At 33.8% G+C, this 24420-nt stretch carries 20 protein-coding genes; 5 read left to right on the top strand and 15 right to left on the bottom strand.

All coding sequences use genetic code 11. The features are described from left to right. Positions 1-293: 293 nt before the first annotated feature. Together mobB and mobA are read right to left on the bottom strand one after the other, a co-directional pair. Entirely contained in the window at positions 294-1550 is a 1257-nt protein-coding gene (mobB, locus tag QWY99_RS14605; protein ID WP_290266332.1) for a conjugal transfer protein MobB, read from the bottom strand. Between the two features lie 4 nt (positions 1551-1554). Continuing rightward, positions 1555-1989 (bottom strand): conjugal transfer protein MobA, encoded by a 435-nt coding sequence (mobA, locus tag QWY99_RS14600; protein WP_290266331.1) that lies wholly within the window; start codon positions 1987-1989, stop codon positions 1555-1557. A gap of 573 nt (positions 1990-2562) precedes the next feature. On the opposite strand from mobA, the gene QWY99_RS14595 reads away from it, so the two are divergent. The 4 genes from QWY99_RS14595 to QWY99_RS14580 all read left to right on the top strand — a co-directional run bounded on the left by QWY99_RS14595 (position 2563) and on the right by QWY99_RS14580 (position 4590). Next, positions 2563-3021 (top strand): DUF3408 domain-containing protein, encoded by a 459-nt coding sequence (locus tag QWY99_RS14595; RefSeq protein ID WP_290266330.1) that lies wholly within the window; start codon positions 2563-2565, stop codon positions 3019-3021. Between the two features lie 510 nt (positions 3022-3531). Continuing rightward, positions 3532-3915: a hypothetical protein gene (locus tag QWY99_RS14590; RefSeq protein WP_290266329.1), complete on the top strand. Its 384-nt coding sequence runs from the start codon at positions 3532-3534 to the stop codon at positions 3913-3915. Between the two features lie 52 nt (positions 3916-3967). Then, positions 3968-4312: a helix-turn-helix domain-containing protein gene (locus QWY99_RS14585; protein WP_290266327.1), complete on the top strand. Its 345-nt coding sequence runs from the start codon at positions 3968-3970 to the stop codon at positions 4310-4312. Beyond that, on the top strand, positions 4309-4590 hold the full coding sequence (locus tag QWY99_RS14580; protein ID WP_021191501.1) for a helix-turn-helix domain-containing protein: 282 nt from the start codon (positions 4309-4311) through the stop codon (positions 4588-4590). Before QWY99_RS14585 ends, QWY99_RS14580 begins: the two co-directional genes overlap by 4 nt. A 152-nt stretch (positions 4591-4742) precedes the next feature. On the opposite strand, the gene QWY99_RS14575 is transcribed toward QWY99_RS14580, so the two are convergent. The 12 genes from QWY99_RS14575 to dnaA form a co-directional block, all read right to left on the bottom strand. Further along, positions 4743-9923, bottom strand: coding sequence for a PDDEXK-like endonuclease domain-containing protein (locus QWY99_RS14575; protein ID WP_290266319.1), 5181 nt, complete (start codon positions 9921-9923; stop codon positions 4743-4745). A 172-nt stretch (positions 9924-10095) separates the two neighbouring features. Continuing rightward, a complete protein-coding gene (locus QWY99_RS14570) occupies positions 10096-11346 on the bottom strand; it encodes a site-specific integrase (protein WP_290266318.1) in 1251 nt (416 codons plus the stop codon). A gap of 388 nt (positions 11347-11734) precedes the next feature. After that, positions 11735-13171 carry an alanine/glycine:cation symporter family protein gene (locus QWY99_RS14565; RefSeq protein ID WP_290266317.1) on the bottom strand — a complete coding sequence of 479 codons (1437 nt, stop codon included), beginning with the start codon at positions 13169-13171 and terminating at the stop codon, positions 11735-11737. Positions 13172-13514: 343 nt separating this feature from the next. Then, entirely contained in the window at positions 13515-15653 is a 2139-nt protein-coding gene (scpA, locus tag QWY99_RS14560) for a methylmalonyl-CoA mutase (RefSeq protein ID WP_290266316.1), read from the bottom strand. Between the two features lie 39 nt (positions 15654-15692). Beyond that, positions 15693-17063, bottom strand: coding sequence for a methylmalonyl-CoA mutase subunit beta (locus tag QWY99_RS14555; protein ID WP_290266315.1), 1371 nt, complete (start codon positions 17061-17063; stop codon positions 15693-15695). Positions 17064-17087: 24 nt separating this feature from the next. Further along, positions 17088-17411, bottom strand: coding sequence for an FtsB family cell division protein (locus QWY99_RS14550; RefSeq protein ID WP_290266314.1), 324 nt, complete (start codon positions 17409-17411; stop codon positions 17088-17090). A gap of 111 nt (positions 17412-17522) precedes the next feature. Then, positions 17523-18131, bottom strand: a complete 609-nt coding sequence (udk, locus tag QWY99_RS14545) for a uridine kinase (RefSeq protein WP_230604644.1) — start codon at positions 18129-18131, stop codon at positions 17523-17525. Between the two features lie 200 nt (positions 18132-18331). After that, on the bottom strand, positions 18332-19213 hold the full coding sequence (locus tag QWY99_RS14540; RefSeq protein WP_164998639.1) for an SDR family oxidoreductase: 882 nt from the start codon (positions 19211-19213) through the stop codon (positions 18332-18334). 77 nt (positions 19214-19290) lie between these two features. Next, positions 19291-20418 carry a methionine aminotransferase gene (locus tag QWY99_RS14535; RefSeq protein ID WP_290266311.1) on the bottom strand — a complete coding sequence of 376 codons (1128 nt, stop codon included), beginning with the start codon at positions 20416-20418 and terminating at the stop codon, positions 19291-19293. An 82-nt stretch (positions 20419-20500) separates the two neighbouring features. Continuing rightward, entirely contained in the window at positions 20501-21223 is a 723-nt protein-coding gene (locus tag QWY99_RS14530) for an SAM-dependent methyltransferase (RefSeq protein ID WP_290266310.1), read from the bottom strand. Between the two features lie 17 nt (positions 21224-21240). Further along, positions 21241-21726: a low molecular weight protein-tyrosine-phosphatase gene (locus QWY99_RS14525; protein ID WP_290266309.1), complete on the bottom strand. Its 486-nt coding sequence runs from the start codon at positions 21724-21726 to the stop codon at positions 21241-21243. Between the two features lie 7 nt (positions 21727-21733). Continuing rightward, positions 21734-23161 carry a chromosomal replication initiator protein DnaA gene (gene dnaA, locus QWY99_RS14520; protein ID WP_290266308.1) on the bottom strand — a complete coding sequence of 476 codons (1428 nt, stop codon included), beginning with the start codon at positions 23159-23161 and terminating at the stop codon, positions 21734-21736. A gap of 188 nt (positions 23162-23349) precedes the next feature. On the opposite strand from dnaA, the gene QWY99_RS14515 reads away from it, so the two are divergent. Beyond that, positions 23350-23760 carry an acyl-CoA thioesterase gene (locus QWY99_RS14515; protein ID WP_290266307.1) on the top strand — a complete coding sequence of 137 codons (411 nt, stop codon included), beginning with the start codon at positions 23350-23352 and terminating at the stop codon, positions 23758-23760. Between the two features lie 24 nt (positions 23761-23784). Here QWY99_RS14515 and QWY99_RS14510 read toward each other — a convergent pair whose 3' ends face one another. Beyond that, positions 23785-24417 carry an IMPACT family protein gene (locus QWY99_RS14510; protein ID WP_290266306.1) on the bottom strand — a complete coding sequence of 211 codons (633 nt, stop codon included), beginning with the start codon at positions 24415-24417 and terminating at the stop codon, positions 23785-23787. Positions 24418-24420: the final 3 nt, after the last annotated feature.

Raw genomic sequence — 24420 nt, 5'->3', positions numbered from 1 at the left:
GCAATGTTTACAGACATACTGCGATTTTTCGCTTCCCTCATATAGTTTGTGTTTTCCTTTATGAGAGCCATTAGGATGTCGCATACACGAACCACTTGTTAGACCTGATACGCTGGAATACTTTGTTCCGCAATACTCACAATAATAATTTGCCATAATCTGTAATGTTTTATATTATGCCTACTCTCAAAGTTTTCAGCTTTCCTTATTTTACATAGCAAAAATACTTAAAGAGTAAGCCAATCCGTGTCACACTCTAAATTATAAAAAAAATAGCACTAAGAATCTGTATATTATCTTCTATGTTTTTTCTTCTTCATCCTACTAGCAAACTGTTCTTCCTCGTAATCCACACCCTGTGCATCGGGTAACAGGCTGAACATTCCCAAATCGGTATTAGGCGAATGTTCCTGTGAGAGAAACTCAAAAAGGTCTTTTGTCAGTAGGTTGTCTATTTCATTTGCTTTAGAAACAGGGTTATCTTGTATCTTCAATTTGGGTTTATTTCCATTGTTCCACCAATCGTTAAACATATTTGCCGATAAGTTTCTGTCTAATTGTGAGCCGTTCCAAACGGTTCGACTTTCGTGGTCAATAAAGGTCATGCCGTAAATTCGTCCTTCACTATTACGTCTTACAACTGTATTAATACCCTGCTCGGTCAACTGCTTTTTAAAATCTGTTTCGTTGCTTGTGGTATGTATGGCAAGCTCCACCGTATTTTTCAGAACAGACCTTACAGGCGTGGTTTTCATTTTCTCTTTGGACTGCTCAAAGTGTTTTTGCAGTTGTACAACGCCTGCATCTTTCCCGAAAAGCGATGCCTTGAACGGATTACTTGCCTTATTTCCGTTCTCGTCCATTGCCACATACACCAACCCGTTTACAGGTTGTCCGTTCCGCTCGCCCTTGACTTCCTCCACAGTGATATTGAAAAGTGATAGTAAAGCATTGTAACTACCCATAGTAGAAAAGCTATAATACTTAGGCAAATACCTTACTACCGAAGCAATCTGACTTTTAATATCACCATTTTTATGATTTACAGGCTTGAAAACTTTATTGGCTTGTTTATGCTCCTGCTCAGTGGCTTTGTTCAGATTGTATTTCTGTTCCAAATCCCGACAGATTGCCATTGAGCGTGGATGGTCGTAATCATCGGGGATTTTCTTTCCGTCAATAGCTACACAAGTTGAAACAATGTGTATATGCGTTCGGTCAATATCCGTATGTTTGAAAACAATATAGGGCTGATTGCCATACCGCATACGCTCCATATACTCCTGAGCCATTTCGGTAAACTGCTCATCGTTGACCTTATCCGCAGGATCTGGGTTCAGCGATATATGCCGTACTGTCTTTTCCGTTTTGATGTTTGCCGATAAATATGGCTCAAAGCATTTATTAAAATAGGCTACAGAATAACTGCCGTCCACCGTGTCGGGTATCTTGTTCAGTAATAAAACTGTCCCATTTTCTTCGTCCACTTTCTGCTGATTGTACAAAATCGCTCCGTACATATTGCTTCCCTTCCCAATTTTTGCAACCATAACTTTACTCTTTTTTCAGATACTTCTCTTTAAATTCCTGTGTCAAACGGATGACTTCTTTCGTGACTTTTACCAATTCTATGGTTTCCTTTTCCAATTTAAAAAGGTATGTTCCTGCTTTTTTCTCTGAAAAATTGCGGTACAATATCTTCACAATCTGATTGTAATTTGTTCCGATTGCTCGGAACTGACTAAAAAATCGGGTCAACTTTTCGTGATATTCTATTGCATCCATATCAATTTTCACGGTCTTTACCGTCTTTTGAAAGATGCAAGCCGTAATAAAATGAGCTATTACTTTCATTCCCGATTGGTCAAACAGAGCAAGGAACTTGGCATTGTCTTCTGCATTCAGGTTAATTGAATACCGATTGACCGCAGGGTCGTTCTTCGGTTTTCTTCCTGTTTTACTAATCTTTTTTCTGTCTTTCTCTTCCATAATAAATCCATTTTAATTTTAAACAAACGGGCGACTTCGGAGCCGTTTCCAGCCCCCTGCAAGGGCAAGTGCTTTTGAGGTGCCGAAATTCATTTCGAGTACCTCAAAAGATAACTTGCTCTGAACAAGGGTTCAGAAAAATCCGTTTTGCAAACGGATTGTAGTTAGCAGGGAAAACCCATCGCTTCCATTACAAATTTCGGTAAGACTATTTGAATAACAGTTATTTACAACAATGACAATGAACGCCAAATTGTACCACTGACTGCCACCCCTGATTAAGATTGGGACTGCTTTTGCTTCCTTTGTATATGGTTAGCCAGCTAGTTACCTGTATCGTTAACGATGTAACCAATCAGCATAAATCCTGATTGCAAATGAGGGTGACTGATAACAAAGCAACGTACGTGATTGTTGGCTAATTGCATATTTTTCAGTTAGCGAAACAGCTAATTAACGGGATGCAAGTGCAATAGGTAGAAATGTTGTTACATAGGTGCAACAGTACATACAACTGACTACTTAACCAACCAGCCAAACAGCTAATTGGATATAACATTAAAATTGAGAGATATGATACACGAAGAAAACAAAAATCAGCAACCCGAAACAGAGAATTTTTCTATTGAAAATTTCCTAACTGATGAAAAGAAAGAACCTGAACAAGAGCAGAACACTTTACCGCATAGGGATGACCTTACTGCCATCGAAACAGGCGAAAAATCTGTAGAAACAGAAAATGCAAAACCGATTGCAGGCAACACCAAAAGAACCGTTTCAAAACCAAAGAAGCTGACGAAAGAGGATTATTGCGTAGAGTTCTTTAAAATCCCTAAAAGGAATGCAAGCAAAGGCAAATCGGTCTATGTACGGCAGGAACACCACGAAACATTTAACAGACTAACCAATATTATGGGAATTGACAAGCTTACGATTTATGCGTATTTAGATAACATTATCGAATACCATTTTCAGGAGTTTGGGGAATTGATTAGCGAAATCTACAACGAGAAACACAAACCGCTGTTTTGATTATGGTGTTTTGTCAGGTGCGATGCGTTGCTCCCTCTTAAAATTATTTTCCAAAAGAAAAAAACAGAAAAAAAAGAAAGCCATTTTAACAAGGCGGACAGGCGGAAAAACCAAAAGGAAACGGAATAAGTCCCGAAGGGTGGCAGGGCACACAACAAACTCGGCGAAGCCACCATATTTGCCCTGCCATTATGCCGTAGTCTTTTGGTTGGGTGGTGCGGTGGCTGTCCGCCTTATCTTTGCTCCCTTTTTATTCTTTTTTTAATCAATTCCAATCAAAGAAAGGGTACAAAAAACACGTAAGGGCTAAGGATAGGGTGTTTTTGGTATGCTTTCCTTTATCCTTACAAAACTCTTTAAATGTGTGAGAGCTTTGCGAGGAAAATTTAAAGTGTTTTGAGGATTACTTTCTATTCATATTGTGCCAACATAAGCCAAATACTGCCACATAATGCCAAATGAAAACAATACATTCCCTTGTGTTCTATATTGGGTGCAAATTTTGAACCTATGGCACAAAAAGTAATACCTGACAAAGAGCAGAAAGAGAAAGAACAAATCAGAAAAAAAGAACATAGTCCTTTGATACAGGTTGATAAGCAGAGCGACCCGATTTCCAATTTCATCGCTAATTTAAAACGTCAGTTCAGAGAAGCAAAAGGCTTAATAGATTGGAACAGGCTATTCGGGGGAAAACGTACTGAACAACAAAAGCAGACTTCCGAATCTGAAAGCATAATAGGTGCGACAAAAACGCTTATCCGTTCAGACTTCAAAAATGAAGAAAAAAATCAGGCTATACAGACCAATAAAAAGCCTGCTTTAAAAATGGACAATACAATCATAACGCAACAGTTTCATCCTAAAAGTAAGAAACCAAAGTTAGGATTATAGCCTAGTATTTGGCAACTGTACGCCAAATACCGCCATCGGATGCAACATTAAAATGACCTATGTGAATAGCTTTTATTTTAGAGGTTTAAATGATGCAGATATGGAAATAACAGTTTTAGACATTCAGATTTTGAAAGCATTGCATAGGGAAATTAAGGAAGTTTCCAATTTGATAGCGGAAATGACTACACCCTACAAAGCATTGCAACAGGCAACGAAATGGCTCGACCAACAGGAAGCCTGCCAATTGCTCAACATTAGCAAAAGAACGTTGCAGACGTATAGGGCAAAAGGCATTCTTGGAGCAACGCAGATCAATCGGAAAACTTATTTCAGATTATCCGAAGTGGAGTTACTTATGCAGGAAGACCGACCATTAAAAAAGCAAAAGAAATGAAACAGATTGGAAATTCAAACGAAGATATGCTTGCCTTGCTCGAAGCTGTGGTAGGTATCAAAAATGAACTGTTGTATATCAGAGAATATTTCCACCCATTACTAAAAGGGGAAATCTACCTGTCAGGCGAACAGGTTTGCGAGATGTTACACATCAGCAAACGGACATTGCAACAGTACAGGGATGACGGACTGATACCTTTTATCAAGCTCGAACGGAAAATCTTGTTTCGTGAAAGCGATATTGTAAAAGTATTGGAAGATAACTATCAGCGTTAGCCGATTAATGAATGCTTTGAAACTGTAACCCGTATCGGTCAATTAAAGAAACAGCCCACTGCTTAAAGCGGTGGGCTGTGTTATTTTTAGAAGTAACGATAAATATGATTTATTAACTCTGCTGTTTTTCCAGTTAGATATTAAAGTTTTTATTATTCATTTAGGTTAGGAATAAATCGTTTAATTACGTTCCATTCATTTTCATAGTAACTATTATGTACTGATTTTCCTTCTGCTGAAAAACTTGTAAAAACTAGCCGTTTAATATCTCCATAAATATTTTTAGGTAAAATTTTGTATTCAATATTTTCAGTAGTTTGATAAACAACTTTATATCCTTGCAAATGTAAAAGTTCTCTATTTGAAATATTTTCAGTTTTATGAGCTTTAAAAACAGTTTCTAAACCTCGTTTTATTTTTAAAGCAATAATCTCATCTTCTTCAATCAACTTGAGATAAAGAATATTTGCGTTTGGATTTTTGCCATTTGAATAATGATAGTTCATTCTCTTTTCTAGTATAGAATTTACATAAACTTTGTTTATATGTCCGTTGTCGTAACATTGAAGGAGAAATCCGTTTTTAAACTTTACGTCAATAGGTAATGAAAACAAACAATTTTTTTCTGAATTTTCTTGTATTTTGTATGTGTTGTCATTGAAAAGATTGAAGTAGCAAAGAATTTTGCTATCATTTGAAAATAGATTCCTCTGATTTGATTCTTCCAAATCTTCCTCAATCATATCAATGAATGACTTGTGTTTATGATTTGTAGTCGTACCATTCAATTGAACTAAAGGATTAGAAGTTTCACTCTTTTCTTCTAAAATGTCAATGTATGATTTATGTTTCGGCAAAACATATTCAGGTATTTCTTCATCATTCTCAAATTCTATTTCATCTTCAAATTCTTCTTTTAATTCAATTGTTTTTTCAATAATTATTTTATGATCTTTCTTCGTGTTTCTTTCAATGAAATCTATAATTTTTTGTATTTCATCTTGTGGACTTCTTTTATACGCCGAATAAAGAACACGATATACTTTCCAACCAACACGTTCTAAAAATTCTTGCCTTTCAATATCGTAAGCCACATCTTCAGGAAGTGAATGAAAAGGGTCGCCATCACATTCTATCGCAATCATTTTTCCATTATTATGGATTACTAAATCAATTTTAAAGTTGATGTAAACTTGTTTTCCAAGTTTATGATTATAAAAAAGTTCTGCTTCTTTTACACTGTATTGCGGTTGAATATAACTATATCCATTTTCAATGAGTGCTTTAGCAATATCGCATTCAAACCAGCTGTCAAATGGTTCAGGAACATTGTGTCTAAATCTTTCAATATTGTTGTTATCAATTTGTAATTGAGAAATTGGTTTTGCTTCATCTTTGAAGAAACTCAAGATTTTATTTCTAAAGTCATTTGTTTGTAAATCGTTATGCTCAACAGAATGAAATAAAATCATTTGTTCTTTTGCACGACTTAATGCGACATTAATTTTTTTAAATTCGTCTTGGTCACTAATAATTGCTCGTGGTTTGGCATTTTGATTTTCTTTCAATTTCTGAAAATCTAATGCAACTCCAAGAGAAACAATCATAACATCTCTTTCATCTCCTTGAAATTTTGGAGAATCTTCTATAATAAGTTTATGCTTATCTATTTTTTCCTTTCCAAATTCATTGGCTAAATCTTCCTTTATGTCCTTTAGTTTTTCAGTATGCTTTGTTAATCCTAAACTTACTACGCCTATAGATTTATTTGCATATTGCTCGTCTTTTAGAATTTTTTGAAGAAATTTTTTAATTTCTTCAATTTCTTTGTAAACAATTTTGTCTTCTGTAAATGCATCGTTTACAAAAACAGTTTCTTTTGGATTAAGTCTGTTTGAGTTAATCTGTTTCAGAGGTCGTAACGAATTGTCGTAAAAATGAAATTTTGAGAATTCAATAATTTCAGGAACACATCTGAAATGTTCTCTCAAAGTTAGATTTGCAGTTCCTGCAACCATCTTTGAAAGCATAAACAAACTATTATCACTTTTAATATGAAGTGCGTTTGCTCCTAAAAATTTGAGATGTTTATTTTTAATAGATTCAAAATCGTTTCCGTCAGCTCCTGTCAGACTACTTGGAGATGTTTGTTTGTCGTCTCCAACGATTATCATATTTTCTGCATAATAACTTAAAATAAGGCTATTAAAGTCTAATTGACTTGCTTCATCAACAATAACGCAATCAAAAATTTCAGGCTCACTTCCAACCGAATTTAAAACATCATTAAATTTCATTACCCAACAAGACAACCTCTTGCTAATATCAATACTGTTCTTGCGTGTAAGAATCTGATATTGAGTTTGGTTTCGAATCTTTCTAACACTTTGAGATAGGTTATATTTGTATTCTTCCAGCAAATTTATAAAAGCATCAATTTCATTATTATCAAACTTGTTTTTAAAGTTTGACTTTGCTAGGTCAAACAAAATATCACATTTAACTTGGAATATTTTTTTGTTGATAAATGATAATTCTTCTTTACATTTTTGTAAATCAATAAATTCGTTTTCTTTAATGAACCTATTGGCAGAAGCGTATTCGAAATTTTCCTTTGAAATATAATGATTAGGAATATTTTCAAGAGAATCAAAAGTATTTGGAAGCAAATCTCTCAAATACTTTTTTAAGTTGAGAAATGTTTGTTCTACCTCGAGCTGTTTTCCGATTTCTAAAAATTTGCTCTTTAAAAGTTCAAAATCTTGTGCTTCTCCAATTTTTTCAACAGGTAAAAAGTTTAAAAAGTCATTTTTTAATGAAGATTGTTCAATTATTGAATCAATGTTTTTTAATACTTCAAGTTTCTCAATTAATTGATAATTTATTCTTCCTAATTTATCGATGTCATCTTTAAATGATATTGCTTTTTTTGATAAATTGTCTATGTCAAACAAATTGATTTGAGTGTGTTCTGAAAAATTTATAAAGTCCGCATTGAATTGAATTTTAGAAACAACTTCCTTGTTTGTTTCTATCTTTTTCAAAACCTCCTTTAAAACGATGCTTTTTTCATAGAGATTGGAGTTATCGTCATAAGAGAACGAAAAACCATTTTGTTTCAACAACGTGAAATTTTTGTTGATAATAATGAGGTTTTCAATTGCCGATTTTAATTGTAATATTTCAGTTTTGTTATTACACTTTTTACCATTTACAGTAAATTGTTCTAAATATGAAACTTGTTTAAAATTAGAATTGGCGAGTTTTGTAAAAAATCCTGCTTTCCCATTTTCAGCAAACGATAGGTAAGTTTCTATGTCTAAAAGATACTTTGTTCCATTTTCAGTAAGGTTACTAAAGGATTTATTTATCGTAACACTTTCTTGAAAAACCTTATTGTTTAATTGTTTCTGTAGATTCTCTAATTCCTTAATGTTTTTGAGAACGATATCCGAGTTAGAAAATTCATTTGCAACTTTTGCGATATTTTCTAACTGAATGTTTAACAACTTATCTTTGGAATACTCATTTAATCCCAAATAATTTAATTGCTTGATGTATTGCTCTTGAATAGATAGGAAGTTTTTAAAATCAAAACTTTCTAAGTTTTTCAATATTGATGAAATATCAATATTGATAGCATTATTGTATCGGATTTCTGTTCCAATTAATTGTTTGTATTTTAAAATCCCATTTTTAATAACTTCAAAATTTAATATAGCTTCATTTGATAATTCATCTTGAATCCAATTCCATTCTTCTGATTCTTTCGATTCAAATTTTTCAACAATTTGATAGGCCCTTAAATTTTCAAAAGAGTCATTAATCCTGATTTGAGTGTATTCTTTTTCAAGAGCTCGAATAATTTCGGATTTTAATTTTACATATTCAGCTTTTAAATTGTCTAACTCTTCAATTTTAGTTTCAACATTTATATAAAAGTTGTCCGTAAGAATTTTTGAAATATTGCCAATACTTTTTTCTAATGAAAACCGATTTTGATTAGTTTCTAATTGTATTTTTGTGAATATCAAATCATCAAAAGTTTCTGGAATTTTATCAAGTAAAGATTCCAAAGCCTTATCTGTTTGGGCAGTGACAAGCACTCTTTTTCCTTGCGCTAACAAAGAACAAAGTATGTTTACAATTGTATGAGATTTTCCAGTTCCTGGAGGTCCTGTTACAACAGTTAATCTGTTTTTTAAATAATTTTCATAAATCTGTTTTTGTTCCTTGTTAAATGGAAGAGGGAAAAACACAGAAAAGTCGTCATCTCCAGTTAGGTTTTTAGCTTTAGCTTTATGAGTTTCAAAAAGTTCGTCTTTAAAATAGTTAGGTTTTGTGTAAGAATTGTTTCCTGATGATTCAGGATTTCTAACTAATAGATTAAATAGTTTTGCTTCTATTTCATTTTCATCATTGTGTTTAATGATTGAATCCGTTAATTTTTCGAAGAAACGTGGCTTTCGTTGTTTAATATTTATTGCAGGAGAAAATAGCACCTTAAAATAATCTTCTCTGAAATGGTCGCTTTCTGGTCTGTAAATTAAATTTTCAAATTCAGAATTGCTGGAAATTTTTTGAATAGATTTTGCAATTAAATCTTTAAATTCGTTTTCAAAAATGTACTCATAACCAAATTCAGTAACTCTTTCTTCAAATCTATCAATGACATTTGATAATATTTCTTTCTCAATAGGAGTATTATTTAGAAAGAAAAAATCTGGATAAGGGTTTTCTAAATCTGACAATGAAATTTTTACAACATTATTTGAATCAATATCTAACGATAAAGGAAAATGAAATAAATGTTGATTGGTTTTTGACAAATTTCCATTGTTATTTAATTTGGAATATTGTATGAATCCAACACTCAAAACGATTTCCAAGTTTGAATCATTTTTAATATCGTTATAAGCTCTGTAAAGCTTTGAATAAGTTTCTTTGTTTTTTTTAAACTTTTTTAATTTTTCTATTTCAACTTTTCCTTCTGTCGAATTTTGAAAACTTATAAGTTCTTCTTCATCTCCAATAATACTTTCAAACTTGTTTTTAGCTTCGTCAAAAGCAATAATTTCTAAGAATCTATTTTGGATTTGTATATTTGGTTTATACGGTTTTTGTAAAGAGAATATTAGAGGCTGTTTCTTGAATTTTGAAGAAAAAATATCAATTAAAGTGGATTCACATATACCCGAATCAATGAAATTTTCTATTTCATCAACCCAAATAAAATTACTGGAAACAGTTGAATTCAGAACGTCTTTTACTCCTCTTTCGAGCAGTTTTTTATATTCTTTCAGAAAGGTTATGTATTGGTTGAGTACGTTCATTTATTTCAATAGTAAAGTTTTTAGTCAAATTTACATTTTTTTCCAAAGTGTTAAGTTAATATTATGCATATCTTGCACATTGTAAAGTTTTTCTATTTGATCTTTTTAGTAACAGCTAAATTACTAAGAAAGTCAATATTATTAACATTGACTTTCTTTAAATACTATACTCTTAAAGTTGAGATACAAAAGACTGTTCCAATCCTTTAAATTTATTAGAGACCTTTTGCATATCCTTTCCGACTTTCTCGTTGAGAATTTTTGCATAAATCTGAGTAGTAGCAATGTTTTTATGCCCTAGCATTTTGCTCAAACTTTCTAATGGAACACCCTCGCTTAAAAATAGCGTAGCAAACGTATGACGTGCTAAATGAAAGGTTACTTTCTTTTCTACAAGGCAGTCAATCAGTTGAGATATTCTCTTTAAGCTGTCATTACAAATCGTATTTGATGGTACAGGAAATACCTTTCCGTCCTTTGACAATCCTGCATATTTTTCAATAATCATTTTAGGAATATCCAACAGCATTACATTGGATGATGTTGCCGTTTTCTTTCTTCGTACAATAATCCACCTCTTACCGTCAAAAAAATCTTGAAGATTGCTGTTTTTCAGTCCTTTCATATCTGAATAGGAAAGACCTGTAAAGCAACTGAAAATAAACAAGTCTTTAACTAATTCGTCTTTCTTTTTATCGCAGTTGAACGTTACGAGCTGTTCCAATTCATTACGCAATAGATAACCACGGTCTTTATCCTTTTTAGTATTCTTATACTCGCTGAACGGATTAAAAGCAAGATGCTTTCTGCTCATTGCCAATCGGCAAAGTGTAGTAAATCCAATCATATACAGCCAAATGGTGTTGTGTGTTAAACTTTGGTCGTCACGCAGGTAGTAATCAAAGTCCTGCACAAAATCAGGTGTAAGGTCGTTAAAGGGCACATCTGAATAGCCGTATTTTGTAAGTGCAAAATTTCGAAGATGTTTCAAAAGTATTTTGTATTTACTGCGTGTGCCATTCACACGAAGTCCGCTATTAACCTTTTTCTCATAGTCGGACAGGAACTGTTCATAGAATTTGAAAAAGGTCACTTCTCCACTTTCCATCCCAAGAACGGCATTTTTAAGTTTAGCACTGTTTACAGCCCCCTCGTTCTTCAGGATTTTGGAATAGCATTCCTCAATACCCGAACGAATTTTGTCAAGTTTGCTGTTTGTGTCTTGGGCTTCTCGGCTTTTACCTAAAACCCTGCCGTACTTCAAATCCCAATTTGTTGCGGAAATATCCAGCTTTGTACTGAATGCAGACTGTTTGCCGTTTACGGTAATTCTGCACATAACCGTAACTTTTCCGTTTTTCTTTGGGGCGTTCTTTTTAAGGTAGAACAATACCTTAAACGTTGATTTTTTTGTCGTTTCCATACTCACAATTCTTAATGATAAAATTAAACCTATGTGAGCTAAGGAACAATATGAAAAACTATGCAGAAAGCTGAAATACAGTATTTTAAAACGATTGTTTCTAATATTTAAAAGTAACGTTTTAGTAACCTTACTTTTGCCAAACCTCGCTTTTTACTGCTTTTTACCTCATTACCAAAAAATCACAAAACGGCTGTAAAGCCTTTATTTACAACCGTTTTGCCTGTTATTAATCTTTAATGTATTTTTACTGAAACTTTATTTTATAAAAACTGAATTTAATTTTTATTACACATTTGTATATCTACTTGATAAAACGCGATGTTGGTGAGTATATTATCTATAAGTATGTTTGTAACAAGTAAATGAATTAAATGCTGTTATTATTTTATTTTTCATTTTTTTTGTTCCAAATATCCATATTTGGAAAATTATATTTACTGTTATCAAAGACAGGGTCAACTCCAGCTTTAATTTGCTCGTTGTAATCTTTGAATAGTACGACCACTTTTTTGTGTAATAATAGAATAGCAACAATATTAAGCCAAGCCATTAACCCTACACCGATATCACCAAGTACCCAAGCAGTTTCTGCTGTAGTAATGCATCCGATATAGGTAGAGTATAAAATTAAAATTCTTAAAGACCATATCAATAATTGACTTTTATTTTTTCGCATCACAAAGCTAACGTTGCTTTCTGCAATATAATAATATGCCATAATAGTTGTAAAGGCAAAGAAAGTAAGTGCTATAGCTACAAAACCGCTACCTATGAGTGGGAAGTGTTGCGATACGGCAAATTGTGTATACTCAGGGCCCATTTCTACATTGGGGATATTTTCTACAAGAAATCCTCCTTTAGGATTGACTACATTGTATTGTCCTGTAAAAATAATCATTAGGGCAGTAGCTGTGCAGACAAATAAAGTGTCTACATATACCGAAAATCCTTGAACAAGACCTTGTTTTACAGGATGAGAAACTTCTGCTGCAGCAGCAGCATGTGGAGCAGTTCCTTGTCCTGCTTCGTTACTGTATATTCCTCTTTTTACACCCCAAGAAATTGCTAAACCTACAATTCCTCCAAATGTTGCGTCTAGGCTAAAAGCAGAATTGAAGATTAATGAAAACACTTCTGGTATTTTAGTTACGTTTAGTGCGATTACAATTAAAGACATGATAATATAGGATCCTGCCATAAAGGGAACTACATATTCGGCTACTTTACTAATTCGTTTAACTCCACCGATTATGATGACACCCAGTAGTAAAACTAGTACTATTCCTGTTTGGTACATAGGAATGTCAAATGCTGATTTTACTGCAACTGAAATACTGTTACTTTGAACACTAGGTAATAGTAAACCTGTACTTATTATGGTTACAATAGCAAAAGTCCAAGCAAATACTTTATTGTTTAGCCCTTTTAATATGTAAAAAGCAGGACCACCTCTGTATTGTCCGTTTTTTTCTTCTTTATACATTTGCCCAAGAGTAGCTTCAATAATTGCAGAAGCACTTCCTAAAAATGCAATGGTCCACATCCAAAAAATTGCCCCAGGACCTCCCATTGCTATTGCTGTGGCAACACCTGCGATATTACCAGTACCTACTCGGCCAGAAATTGCAAGAGAAAATGCTTGAAATGAAGAAATACCTTTGTCAGAGGAACTATTGTTAAATAGGAGTTTAATCATTCGCTTGAGATATAAGACCTGAGGAAATTTAAAGCGTATACTAAAATAGATTCCTGTTGTCAGACAAAGAAATATTAAGGCATCATTCCAAATAAGATTATAAATTTTTTCAATAAATACTTCCATTTTTGATAAATTAGAGATTAGGGTAATTGCTAAAATAGAGAAAATAAATGGATGGTTTCTGCCGTTAATTGGTTATTTAGGGAGTGTATGTTTTTTGGAAAACACGTGGATGAGGTGCTTTGTTGGTATCGGTATTAATTGATATATAGTGTTTTATGGTTGGGGTTTACACTTGAAATAGAGCGCCTATTTTTATTTTCTTTAGATTGTCCTTTTACTTGTAATTGGTTTATAGGACTTTTTTTTCTGTTTCAGAAGTGAAAAAAGTTAAAAAAAAACAGGCTAATTGGATTAGAAACTAATGTAAAAAACAAAACCTGCAAGGATTTGCAGGTTTTGTTTTTTAATCAATTAAGATTTCGAGGATTGTTATTGCGGCTTCGCTGATTTTTGTTCCAGGTCCAAAAACGGCAACTGCTCCAGCGTCAAATAAATATTGATAATCTTGTGCGGGAATTACACCACCTACAATTACCATAATATCTTCACGGCCATGTTTTTTTAGTTCTTCGATGACTTGAGGTACAAGAGTTTTGTGTCCTGCAGCAAGTGAAGAAACGCCCAGAATGTGAACGTCATTTTCTACAGCTTGCTTAGCAGCTTCTGCAGGAGTCTGAAAAAGCGGGCCTATATCTACATCAAAACCCACATCTGCATAACCAGTTGCAACTACTTTTGCACCTCTGTCATGTCCGTCTTGCCCCATTTTGGCAATCATAATTCTTGGGCGACGACCTTCTTTTTTTGCAAAGGTATTTGCCAATTGTTTTGCTTTTTCAAAGCTTTTATCATCTTTTATTGCTGCACTGTACACGCCACTAAAGGATTTAATTTGTGCTTTGTATCTTCCAAAAACAGTTTCTAATGCATCACTAATTTCGCCCAGTGTAGCACGACTTCTAGCTGCATCAATAGCTATTTCCAGTAAATTTCCGTCTCCAGTTTTTGCACAAAGAATTAATTTTTCGAGTATTGCTTTTACTTTTTCAGGATCTCTTGTTGCTTTTATATGTTCGAGTTGGGCAACTTGTTGCTTTCGAACCATTTGGTTATCGACATCAAGAATCTGTAAAGGGTCTTCTTTTTCAAGTCGGTATTTGTTAACACCAACAATTATATCTTGTCCGCTGTCTATTCGGGCTTGTTTTCGTGCAGCAGCTTCTTCTATTCGTAATTTTGGAATTCCAGCTTCGATGGCTTTAGTCATTCCGCCTAGCTCTTCTACTTCTTCAATTAGTTTCCATGCATTGGCAACAATCTCATTTGTTAGGCTTTCCACATAATAACTTCCTGCCCAAGGATCGACTGTTTTTGTTATTTTGGTTTCTTCCTGCAAGAATATTTGTGTATTACGTGCAATTCTAGCAGAGAAATCAGTTGGTAAGGCAATGGCCTCGTCAAGTGCATTTGTGTGTAAAGATTGCGTTCCACCAAAAGCAGCTGCTGTAGCTTCAATACAAGTACGTGCCACATTATTAAATGGATCTTGTTCAGTTAAGCTCCATCCGCTGGTTTGGCAATGCGTTCTTAATGCTAGAGATTTTTCGCTTTTGGGATTAAATTGCTGAACTAACTTAGCCCAAATCATTCTTCCAGCACGCATTTTGGCAATTTCCATAAAGTGATTCATTCCTATTGCCCAGAAAAATGACAATCGTGGTGCAAACTCATCTATAAGCATTCCAGTTGCTAAACCAGTTCGAATGTATTCTAATCCGTCGGCAAGTGTGTATGCCAATTCGATATCGGCTGTTGCGCCTGCTTCTTGCATATGATAGCCCGAAATAGAAATCGAATTGAATTTGGGCATTTTCTTGCTTGTAAATTCAAAGATGTCAGCAATGATTTTCATTGAAGGCGTTGGTGGGTAAATATAAGTATTACGCACCATAAATTCCTTCAAGATGTCATTTTGTATGGTTCCAGAAAGTTTAGCAGGTAGAACACCTTGCTCCTCGGCAGCTACAATATAAAAAGCCATAATAGGTAAAACCGCTCCGTTCATTGTCATGGAAACAGACATTTCTTCAAGTGGAATCTGATCGAATAAGACTTTCATGTCTTCGACAGTATCAATCGCAACTCCAGCTTTTCCAACATCACCAACAACTCGTTCGTGATCTGAGTCGTAGCCACGATGTGTAGGTAGGTCAAAAGCAATCGATAATCCTTTTTGACCAGCAGCTAGATTACGTCTGTAAAAAGCATTGCTTTCTTCGGCAGTCGAGAAACCTGCATATTGCCTAATTGTCCAAGGACGTCTAACATACATAGTCGCATAAGGACCTCTTAAATTTGGCGCAAATCCAGCTCCAAAACCAATATGTTCTATATTCTCAAGATCTTGTTCGGTATAAGTTGCTTTTAAATCTATGCCCTCGGCAGTTTCAAAGTTTTTAGCTGGTTGTTGGTCTTTAGAAACAACATCTAACTTTTCACTTTTGACATCTAGCTTGATATGGTTGAGGTCTTTTCGTATCATTGAAACACTTTTTGTATGGGTTGTTACTTTAAAATTGAATTATTCAAGAGCTAAACGTTCTTGTTCTAATTTCTCAGACAACCGTTTTTCTATTATTGGTGTAATTAATGTTTTTCTAGGTTTTATTTTTACAAAAGGAAAAAGTTCTAAATCATGTTTCATTTTGTCGTCTTTGTTCGGGTACTTATTTGTTCCTAGCAATATTTCTTTCTTTGTGTCAAATAATTCTTGTTCCTTATCGGCGCTTTCCTGAATCCTTCTTTTGACGGTTCCTTCATTTAGAAGTTTTAAGAAACCGCCATTGGCTTCGATTTCTTTAAATAGAGTTAGTGCTTTTTCAGCAAGTTGCTTGGTAAGACTTTCAATATAGTAACTTCCATCGGCAGGATTATTGACTTTATCAAAATAACTTTCGTTTTTAAGGATCAATAATTGATTGCGAGCAATTCGATCTCCAAATTCGTTGTCTTTGTGATACAAAGTATCGTATGGTAAATTCGCAATAGCATCTGCACCACCAATTATTGCCGTCATGCATTCGGTTGTAGTACGAAGCATATTTACATTGTAATCGTACAAGGTTTTATTTCGTTTTGTTGGAGAAACCAGCAAATGACATTCTATATTCGGATTGTATTCGGTTGCAACTAAATTAAAAAGCAATCGTAGAGCGCGAAGTTTTGCTATTTCAAAAAAGTAATTTGTACCTACGGATACTTCTAGTACAATAGGTCCGTTTACTGAAGGGATTCTATTAAAATATTCGTTGGCATGGGCAACAGTATAAGCAATTTGTTGCACCATATTGGCACCAGCATTTTGATATAAACCTGAGTTTATACCTATTAATGATGCATTTGAAATTTCTCTTGAAAGAATTTCAAGTGTTTCAAAATTGTTTTTTTCTTTGGTTGTAAAAGAAAACCAATTTCCATCTTTTGCTAATTGTCCAATTGGGTCAATGGTGTAATGAAAAGTAGCTTTTTTTTGTTTCGAGATTATATCTAATCTTTTAACGAAATCGATTGAGATAAAATTCAAATTGAAGTAAACGTTTTTGTTTTCTAACGTTAAATTTTGGAATAATTTCTCAACATCGATGGTGTTGTCTTCGATTGTAAAGCGCAAGCTTTCGGCTCCTCTTTTTAGAGAATCTAAAGCCCTTTCAACTGATTTTAAAAGGTCATGAACAAAAATGTTCTGACATATTTTAAAATCAGTTGCTTTGGTTGTTACTTCAACAGGCTGTATATCTTCATCATTATGATAAAATGGTTTTACCTGAATGTCTTCTGGCGAATTCCATATCAGGGTTTCGTTATAATCGGCACCGTCCAATTCAAATTGGATTTGTTGTTTCCATTGTTTGGATGATACAGGACTAAAATTATCGAAAAGGGGAGTAGCCATTTTTATCTTTTTATAATTCTGATTTTATTTTTTTTTGATAGTGTCACCTTCAAATTCGATGATGTAAATGTCTTCACTATCTTTTTTCATAAAGTACTTTTCTCGAGCATATTTCTCAATCTGCTCGGGGTTTTTAAGTTCTTTTATTTGTTCCTGATCTTTTTTTATTTCTTCCTGATAATAGGTTTTATTGTCTTGTAACTCATTTATTTGACCGTCGAGAAAGCGATGGTCAAAATAGGAGTAATTGTCTAGAAAAACCATCCAGATTATAAAAAACAACAAGACCCAAACATATTTGTTGCTCAGGAATTTAAACCAGGATTTGTTTTTATAAGGATTTGTCATTTTTTATTTTTTAGCCCCGGTAGAGCCGATATCCTTTGTGAGGAACGAACAAAGATAAAGGCGAAAACGGGATTAGCTCCTAATTATTAATGCAATAAATTTACAATAAAATTATAGAATACGTTGCGTAATTACTGCACGAACTACATCTATTGCTACAGTGTTGTATTTGTCGTTTGGAATTATGATGTCTGCAAAAGCTTTAGTAGGTTCTATAAATTGCTCATGCATAGGTTTTAACGTATTTTGGTAACGTGTTAAAACTTCGTCTAGATCACGGCCACGTTCTGCAATATCACGCTTTAAACGTCTGATAAGTCTTTCGTCAGAATCGGCGTGTACATACACTTTAATGTCAAAAAGATCTCTAAGTTCTGGATTGGTAAGGATTAAAATTCCTTCTACAATCATTACTTTTCTAGGGTGTGTGCTAATTGTATCTTCGGTTCTGTTATGAGTTATAAAAGAATAAACAGGCTGATCGATAGTTTTTCCTTCTTTAAGGTCTTTTAAATGGCTTACTAATAAATCGAAATCTATCGCACGTGGATGATCAAAATTAATTAGGGCTCTTTCATCAAAAGATAGATTTTTATTTTCTTTGTAATACGAATCTTGAGAGATTACGCCCACTTCAGCATGAGGTAATTCATTCATGATTTGATGTACTACGGTTGTTTTCCCGCTTCCTGTTCCGCCTGCAATTCCAATAATGAGCATAAAAATGTTGTTATAATTTGAAGCTGCAAAAATAAGAATTAATACGGATTTGTCATTAGATAAAATCTTTAAAATTACATATAGCTTTTATCTTCTTTTTTGATCCGTTTTTTAAAAAGAAAAGGCTTCAATTACAGGGTAATAGAAGCCTTTTGTGCAATCAGTGATTTGTTTAAATACCTGACTTTAGTAAGCACTTATTATTTGTTTTTCTTTGCTTTTATCATCATTTCTAGCTGATCCCAAAGCTCTTCTGGAATTGCTTCTAATAAATTAAATTGTCCAGCCCCTTTTAACCATTCGCCACCATCGATAACTATTACTTCACCATTTACATAGGCAGAGAAATCGGAAACTAAATAGGCCGCTAAATTGGCTAATTCTTGGTGGTCTCCCACACGCTTTAATGGCACTTTCTTTGACATGTCGAATTTTTCTGCAAGATCTCCCGGAAGTAATCTGTCCCAAGCTCCTTTTGTAGGGAATGGTCCTGGAGCAATTGCATTAGTACGGATTCCGTATTTTGCCCACTCCACGGCAAGACTTCTTGTCATAGCTAGAACACCTGCTTTTGCAGTTGCGCTAGGTACTACATAAGCTGATCCTGTCCAAGCATAAGTAGTTACAATATTTAAGACTGTCGCAGCTGTTTGTTTGGTGTCAATCCAGTGCTTTCCAAATGCAAGGGTACAGTTTTTAGAACCTTTTAATACAATATCAATAACAGTGTCAAAAGCATTAGCCGATAATCTTTCGGTTGGTGAAATGAAATTTCCAGCAGCGTTGTTAAGTAAAACATCTACTTTACCAAAAGCTTTTAAAACTTCTTGTAGCATGTTTTCTACCTCTTCGTAATGACGTACATCACATTGTAATGGTAAGCAAGTTCCGCCAGTTTGAGCTTCAAGTTCTGTCGCTGTATTTTTTAGTTTTTCTAAATCTCTCGACGTGATAGCAACTTTTGCACCTAATTCTAAAAAGTATTTGGTCATTGCTTTTCCTAGGCCACTTCCTCCACCGGTTACCACTATTACTTTGCCTTGTAAGGCATCGTCTCTTAGCATTTTATCAGTATAACTCATGTTTTTTTAAGTTTAAAAGGTAAATATATGAATTTAATAGTATGCACGCATAATATATATGTTAATTTTACTTTGTGTCAAATACTGCATAATCGTTTAGCAGCGGCTTCTAGTGTAGCGTTGTCTTTGGCAAAACAAAAGCGGATGAGTTTTAAATCTTTGGCATTAGCGTAGAAAGTTGAAATAGGTATTGCGGCTACTCCGTATTCGGTAATTAGTTTTTTGCAAAATGTAACATCGTCTTCATTGGAAATTGATTTGTATGATGCAACCTGAAAATAGGTTCCTTGGCATGGTTTTAACTCGAATCGGCTTTTTTCTAGGAGTTTTTTAAAGTAATCTCTTTTTTCTTGATAGAAGTTGCCGAGTTTGGTTACATCAACAATATCTAAATATTCGCTTATGGCAACTTGACAAATACTGTTTACACTAAAAACCAAAAATTGATGTACTTTTTTAATCTCTATCATTAAGTGTTCTGGTGCTACGACATATCCAATTTTCCATCCTGTAATATGAAATGATTTTCCAAAAGAAGAAATCATGATACAGCGATTAAGAAGCTCTTGACGGGTATGTGCCGAGATGTGTTTTTCTTCAAAAGTAATGTATTCGTATACTTCGTCTGATAATACTAATAGCTCAGGATATTTTTCGAGGATTTTTTCTAATCTTATGAAGTCCGCTTCCGCTAAAATTTTCCCTGTTGGATTATGCGGATTATTGATGATTATCATTCGGGTTTTTGCAGAGCAAGCCTTTTCTATAATTTCCCAATTTGGGGTATAATCATCATTTAAAGGAACTCGGACAGAATGTGCGTTGCATAATAAGACAGGAGCTTCGTAACAATCATAACTCGGATCGAGAATTATTACTTCGTCGTTTGCTTTAATTAATGCCTGTATGGTGGTAAATATACCTTGAGTTGCTCCAGCAGTTACTAGGATTTCGGTTTCTGGTTGAACGACACGTTTGTAAGATTGAAGGATAAGTTTGGCTATTTTGGTTAATAGCGGTGGATAGCCAGACATTGGTGTGTATTGATGTACATTTTCGGTTGCGAGTCGTGCTACAATACTTGTTAGTCGTTCGTCAACTGGAAAGTTCGGAAAACCTTGTGATAAGTTAATAGCGCCATATTCGTTTGCCATCTTGGACATAACGGTAAAGATACTTGTGCTAATTTGGGGGAGTTTGCTCATAAAAAACTATAATTACTTTTATAAAGATAGCTTTTTTATGAGAACTAGAATTTGTTTTTAGAGAAGATTTTTTTAGCTTTAATTACATTTTATGAATGATAAAAATTGTAGGACGATTGTGTAAGTCTACTTTGATTTTTTTCCAGTCTGAAACGCGCATTGTTTTAATGAATTCGGTTGGTAATGTAATATCAGTAGCAATACAAAGATGTGTTGCAGGGTTTAGAATCTGCAAAATATCTTCAACTAATTTGTTGTTTCTGTATGGAGTTTCAATAAAAAGTTGTGATTGATTTTTATCCTGAGATAATTTTTCAAAATACTTTAATGCTGATTTTTTTTCGTCTTTATCGATAGGTAAGTAGCCATTGAAAGTAAAGCTTTGTCCGTTCATTCCAGATGCCATCATGGCAAGTAGAATAGAAGAAGGGCCAACTAAAGGCACAACCTGAATTCCTTTTTCATGTGCTAATTTTACAATTACAGCGCCAGGATCAGCAACACCAGGGCAACCAGCTTCGCTCATTAATCCTACGTTTTTACCTTCTAGTAATGGTTTAATGAAATCTAAATGTTCGCTTGCTTCTGTGCGTTTGTTTAGAGAAAATAATATTAGTTCGGATTGTTTTTTCTCAGGAGAAACTGCTTTTATTGACTTTCGTGCTGTTTTTTCGTTTTCAACAATATAATGATCTATGAAATCAATACTTCTCTTTATTGTTTGTGGTAAGACATCCATAGGGTCACTTTCGCCTAATGTTGTTGGAATCAAATAAAGTTTACCTAATAAAGAAGTGGATTTCATGTGTTTTAATTTTTAATTTATACAGCCGAGTTTGAATTTTGATGTTTGGCTATTAGTTTTTCTGCAATTACGTCAGAAACTTGGTCTAGCATTTCGTAAACGGAGTCAAATCCGTTTGGTTTTCCATAATAAGGATCTGGAACATCTACGTTTTCAGAAGGGAATAACTCGTCTAGTATAAGTTGTACTTTGTCTTTTTGTTCTTGGTTTTTTGTCAATGCAATTACGTCGTCATAATTGGAATTATCCATGACGTAGATATAATCGAAAGTATCAAAATCAGAAGTTTTGAATTGTCTTCCTTTTTGATTTGAGATATTTACCCCGTTTTTTTTAGCTACAGTAATAGAGCGTTCATCTGGGGTCTTGCCAACGTACCAAGAACCCGTTCCTGCCGAATCAACTAAAAAAGAATCTTTAGGTAATTTTGAGGCTAATATGCCTTCGGCTAATGGTGATCTGCATATATTACCCAAGCAGACCATTAAGATTTTTATGGGCATGTAGCGTCTATAGCGTTAATTTTTTATTGATATCTTCGACAAATTTTTTGAATTGTTTGTCTGTAGAGACTAAATTGTCAACAGTTTTACAAGCATGTAATACAGTTGCGTGATCACGATCACCAATTTGCGAGCCAATATTTGCTAAAGATGCTTTGGTGAATTTCTTTGCAAAAAACATAGCTAATTGTCTTGCTTGAACAACGTGCCTCTTTCTAGTTTTAGATTGAAGTGTTTCGATGTCTAGCTGGAAATAATCAGATACAATTTTTTGAATGTAATCAATAGAAATTTCTCTTTTTACATTTTTAACGAATTTTTCGACTACACTTTTAGCCAATTCAATTGTTACTTCTTTTTTGTTGAAAGAAGATTGTGCAATCAACGAAATGATTGCCCCTTCTAGTTCACGTACATTAGATTTAATGTTACGTGCTACATATTCGATAATGTCTTCTGGAATTTCAACTCCATCACGATACAAGATGTTTTTCAAGATAGAAATTCTTGTTTCGTAATCTGGCTGATGTAACTCTGCAGATAGACCCCATTTAAAACGTGATAATAAACGTTGTTCAATGTCTTGCATGTCTACAGGAGCTTTGTCAGAAGTCAAAATTACCTGTTTTCCGTTTTGATGTAAGTAATTAAAAATATGGAAGAAAACGTCCTGAGTACCTGATTTTCCAGATAAGAACTGAACGTCGTCAATAATTAAAACATCGATTAACTGGTAAAAGTGAATGAAATCATTACGATTGTTCTTCTTTACCGAGTCAATATATTGTTGTGTGAAAATTTCGGCAGAAATATATAAAACCGTTTTTTCTGGGTATTTGTCTTTTACTTCAACACCAATTGCGTGAGCTAAGTGTGTTTTACCTAAACCAACTCCACCAAAAATCAATAAAGGATTAAATGATGTTCCTCCAGGTTTGTTGGCAACAGCCATACCTGCAGAACGAGCTAATCGGTTAGAATCTCCTTCAAGGAAATTGTCAAAGCTATAATTTGGGTTTAATTGAGACTCAATTTTTAAATTACGTATTCCAGGAATTACAAAAGGATTTTTTAATTCTGGATTTAAGTTTTTAAACGGAGCGTCAACTTCTTGAGGTTTCATTGGGCCTCTATTAGCACTTGGTAACTGTTCCGTAAACGGTTGTTTGTTACCATAAGTGTTTTCCATTTTAATTTTATAGAGTAACTTTGCATTTTTCCCGAGTTCTTTGGTAAGAGCAACTTTAAGTAATTTTACATAGTGCTCTTCTAACCATTCGTAGAAAAATTTACTTGGGACTTGAATATATAATGCGTTATCGGTTAGTTCAACTGATTTGATTGGCTCAAACCAAGTTTTGTACGCCTGATCTTGAATGTTGTCTTTTATGAAAGACAAACAGTTTTCCCATACCGATTGTGCAGTTTTAGTCATAGATTCAATTAAATTTATGTGTATTGATAATATTAGTCTTATAAAAACGAGGTTGATTATTTGTCATTTTTCAAGATAACAAATATGTGAACAAATTTCGTTAAAAAAAAATATTTTGGGAGGTAATTTTATAAAATATTATTGTAAGGCTGGTCGAAAAATGTAAAAAAAATTTTAATAAATATATAATGAAAAATCATCAAACTCAGGTTCGTGTTCGTTACTCAGAAACGGACCAAATGGGAGTCGTTTATCATGGGAATTATATTCCTTATTTTGAAATAGGTCGTGTGGAATGGCTTAGAAATAAGGGGGTTTCGTATAAAAGCATGGAGGAAAGTGGTATTGCTTTACCGATTGTTTCTATGAATATTAATTATAAAAAATCCGCACGATATGATGAATTGTTAACAGTGCATACAACATTTAAAAGTCAGACTTCTGTTAAGATAGAATTTGATTGCGCGATCTATAATGAATCAAATGAGTTATTAACAACTGCTGTGTTTATTTTGGTATTTGTGTCTCTAAAAACAGGTCGACCAATGGCTCCTCCAAGTTATATTTTAGACCTTCTTAAAAACATTGATAATTGCTAGAGTTTGCCTTAAATGAGGACGGTTTCAACAAGGTTTTATATCTATTTCAAACATTGAATCAAAAATGTCGAACACCATTTCGGCATTTTTTTTGCGTATTTGTACCGTTATCATGCCAATTGGGAGCCCGGAAATCTCATTTATTTCCATTTCTTGGGATATAATTTCTAGCTTTTTTTCCTTAATTACTCGCATTACTTTGTTCATGTTTTTGTAATCAAACGAGATTAAAAACTGAACATCAATTGTTTTTTCGACAATTTCACAAACTTCTAGCGCCATTTGTGCTGTTGTTCGATACGCTGCAATTAAACCACCAACACCTAATTTGATTCCTCCATATATTCGTACAACGACTATAAGAACGTTTGTTAAGCCAAAAGATTGTATTTGCCCGTAAATAGGCATTCCTGCTGTGTTGCTTGGTTCTCCATCATCGTTGGCTCTGTAGCTTACAGTTGGTTCGATTCCTAGTTGATAAGCATAGCAATAGTGAACGGCACTCGGATGTTGTTTTTTTAAAGCTTCGATAATAGGTTTAACTTCTTCCTCAGATGATATTGGGTAAGCATATCCAAAAAATTTACTGCTTTTTTCTTTGTACAAGACTTCTTCCGATGGGTAAGCTATCGTTTGGTAAGTATCTTTTATTTCCAAGAT

It is taken from the genome of Flavobacterium branchiarum, assembly GCF_030409845.1.
Classification (GTDB): Bacteria; Bacteroidota; Bacteroidia; order Flavobacteriales; family Flavobacteriaceae; genus Flavobacterium; species Flavobacterium branchiarum.
The sequence above is the reverse complement of the archived record's forward strand: the minus strand, read 5'-3'. Positions and strand labels throughout refer to the sequence as shown.

Coding starts and splice junctions, on each gene's coding strand:
- mobB (WP_290266332.1), bottom strand. CDS start 1,550: ATGGTTGCAAAAATTGGGAAGGGAAGCAATATGTACGGAGCGATTTTG.
- mobA (WP_290266331.1), bottom strand. CDS start 1,989: ATGGAAGAGAAAGACAGAAAAAAGATTAGTAAAACAGGAAGAAAACCG.
- QWY99_RS14595 (WP_290266330.1), top strand. CDS start 2,563: ATGATACACGAAGAAAACAAAAATCAGCAACCCGAAACAGAGAATTTT.
- QWY99_RS14590 (WP_290266329.1), top strand. CDS start 3,532: ATGGCACAAAAAGTAATACCTGACAAAGAGCAGAAAGAGAAAGAACAA.
- QWY99_RS14585 (WP_290266327.1), top strand. CDS start 3,968: ATGACCTATGTGAATAGCTTTTATTTTAGAGGTTTAAATGATGCAGAT.
- QWY99_RS14580 (WP_021191501.1), top strand. CDS start 4,309: ATGAAACAGATTGGAAATTCAAACGAAGATATGCTTGCCTTGCTCGAA.
- QWY99_RS14575 (WP_290266319.1), bottom strand. CDS start 9,923: ATGAACGTACTCAACCAATACATAACCTTTCTGAAAGAATATAAAAAA.
- QWY99_RS14570 (WP_290266318.1), bottom strand. CDS start 11,346: ATGGAAACGACAAAAAAATCAACGTTTAAGGTATTGTTCTACCTTAAA.
- QWY99_RS14565 (WP_290266317.1), bottom strand. CDS start 13,171: ATGGAAGTATTTATTGAAAAAATTTATAATCTTATTTGGAATGATGCC.
- scpA (WP_290266316.1), bottom strand. CDS start 15,653: ATGATACGAAAAGACCTCAACCATATCAAGCTAGATGTCAAAAGTGAA.
- QWY99_RS14555 (WP_290266315.1), bottom strand. CDS start 17,063: ATGGCTACTCCCCTTTTCGATAATTTTAGTCCTGTATCATCCAAACAA.
- QWY99_RS14550 (WP_290266314.1), bottom strand. CDS start 17,411: ATGACAAATCCTTATAAAAACAAATCCTGGTTTAAATTCCTGAGCAAC.
- udk (WP_230604644.1), bottom strand. CDS start 18,131: ATGCTCATTATTGGAATTGCAGGCGGAACAGGAAGCGGGAAAACAACC.
- QWY99_RS14540 (WP_164998639.1), bottom strand. CDS start 19,213: ATGAGTTATACTGATAAAATGCTAAGAGACGATGCCTTACAAGGCAAA.
- QWY99_RS14535 (WP_290266311.1), bottom strand. CDS start 20,418: ATGAGCAAACTCCCCCAAATTAGCACAAGTATCTTTACCGTTATGTCC.
- QWY99_RS14530 (WP_290266310.1), bottom strand. CDS start 21,223: ATGAAATCCACTTCTTTATTAGGTAAACTTTATTTGATTCCAACAACA.
- QWY99_RS14525 (WP_290266309.1), bottom strand. CDS start 21,726: ATGCCCATAAAAATCTTAATGGTCTGCTTGGGTAATATATGCAGATCA.
- dnaA (WP_290266308.1), bottom strand. CDS start 23,161: ATGACTAAAACTGCACAATCGGTATGGGAAAACTGTTTGTCTTTCATA.
- QWY99_RS14515 (WP_290266307.1), top strand. CDS start 23,350: ATGAAAAATCATCAAACTCAGGTTCGTGTTCGTTACTCAGAAACGGAC.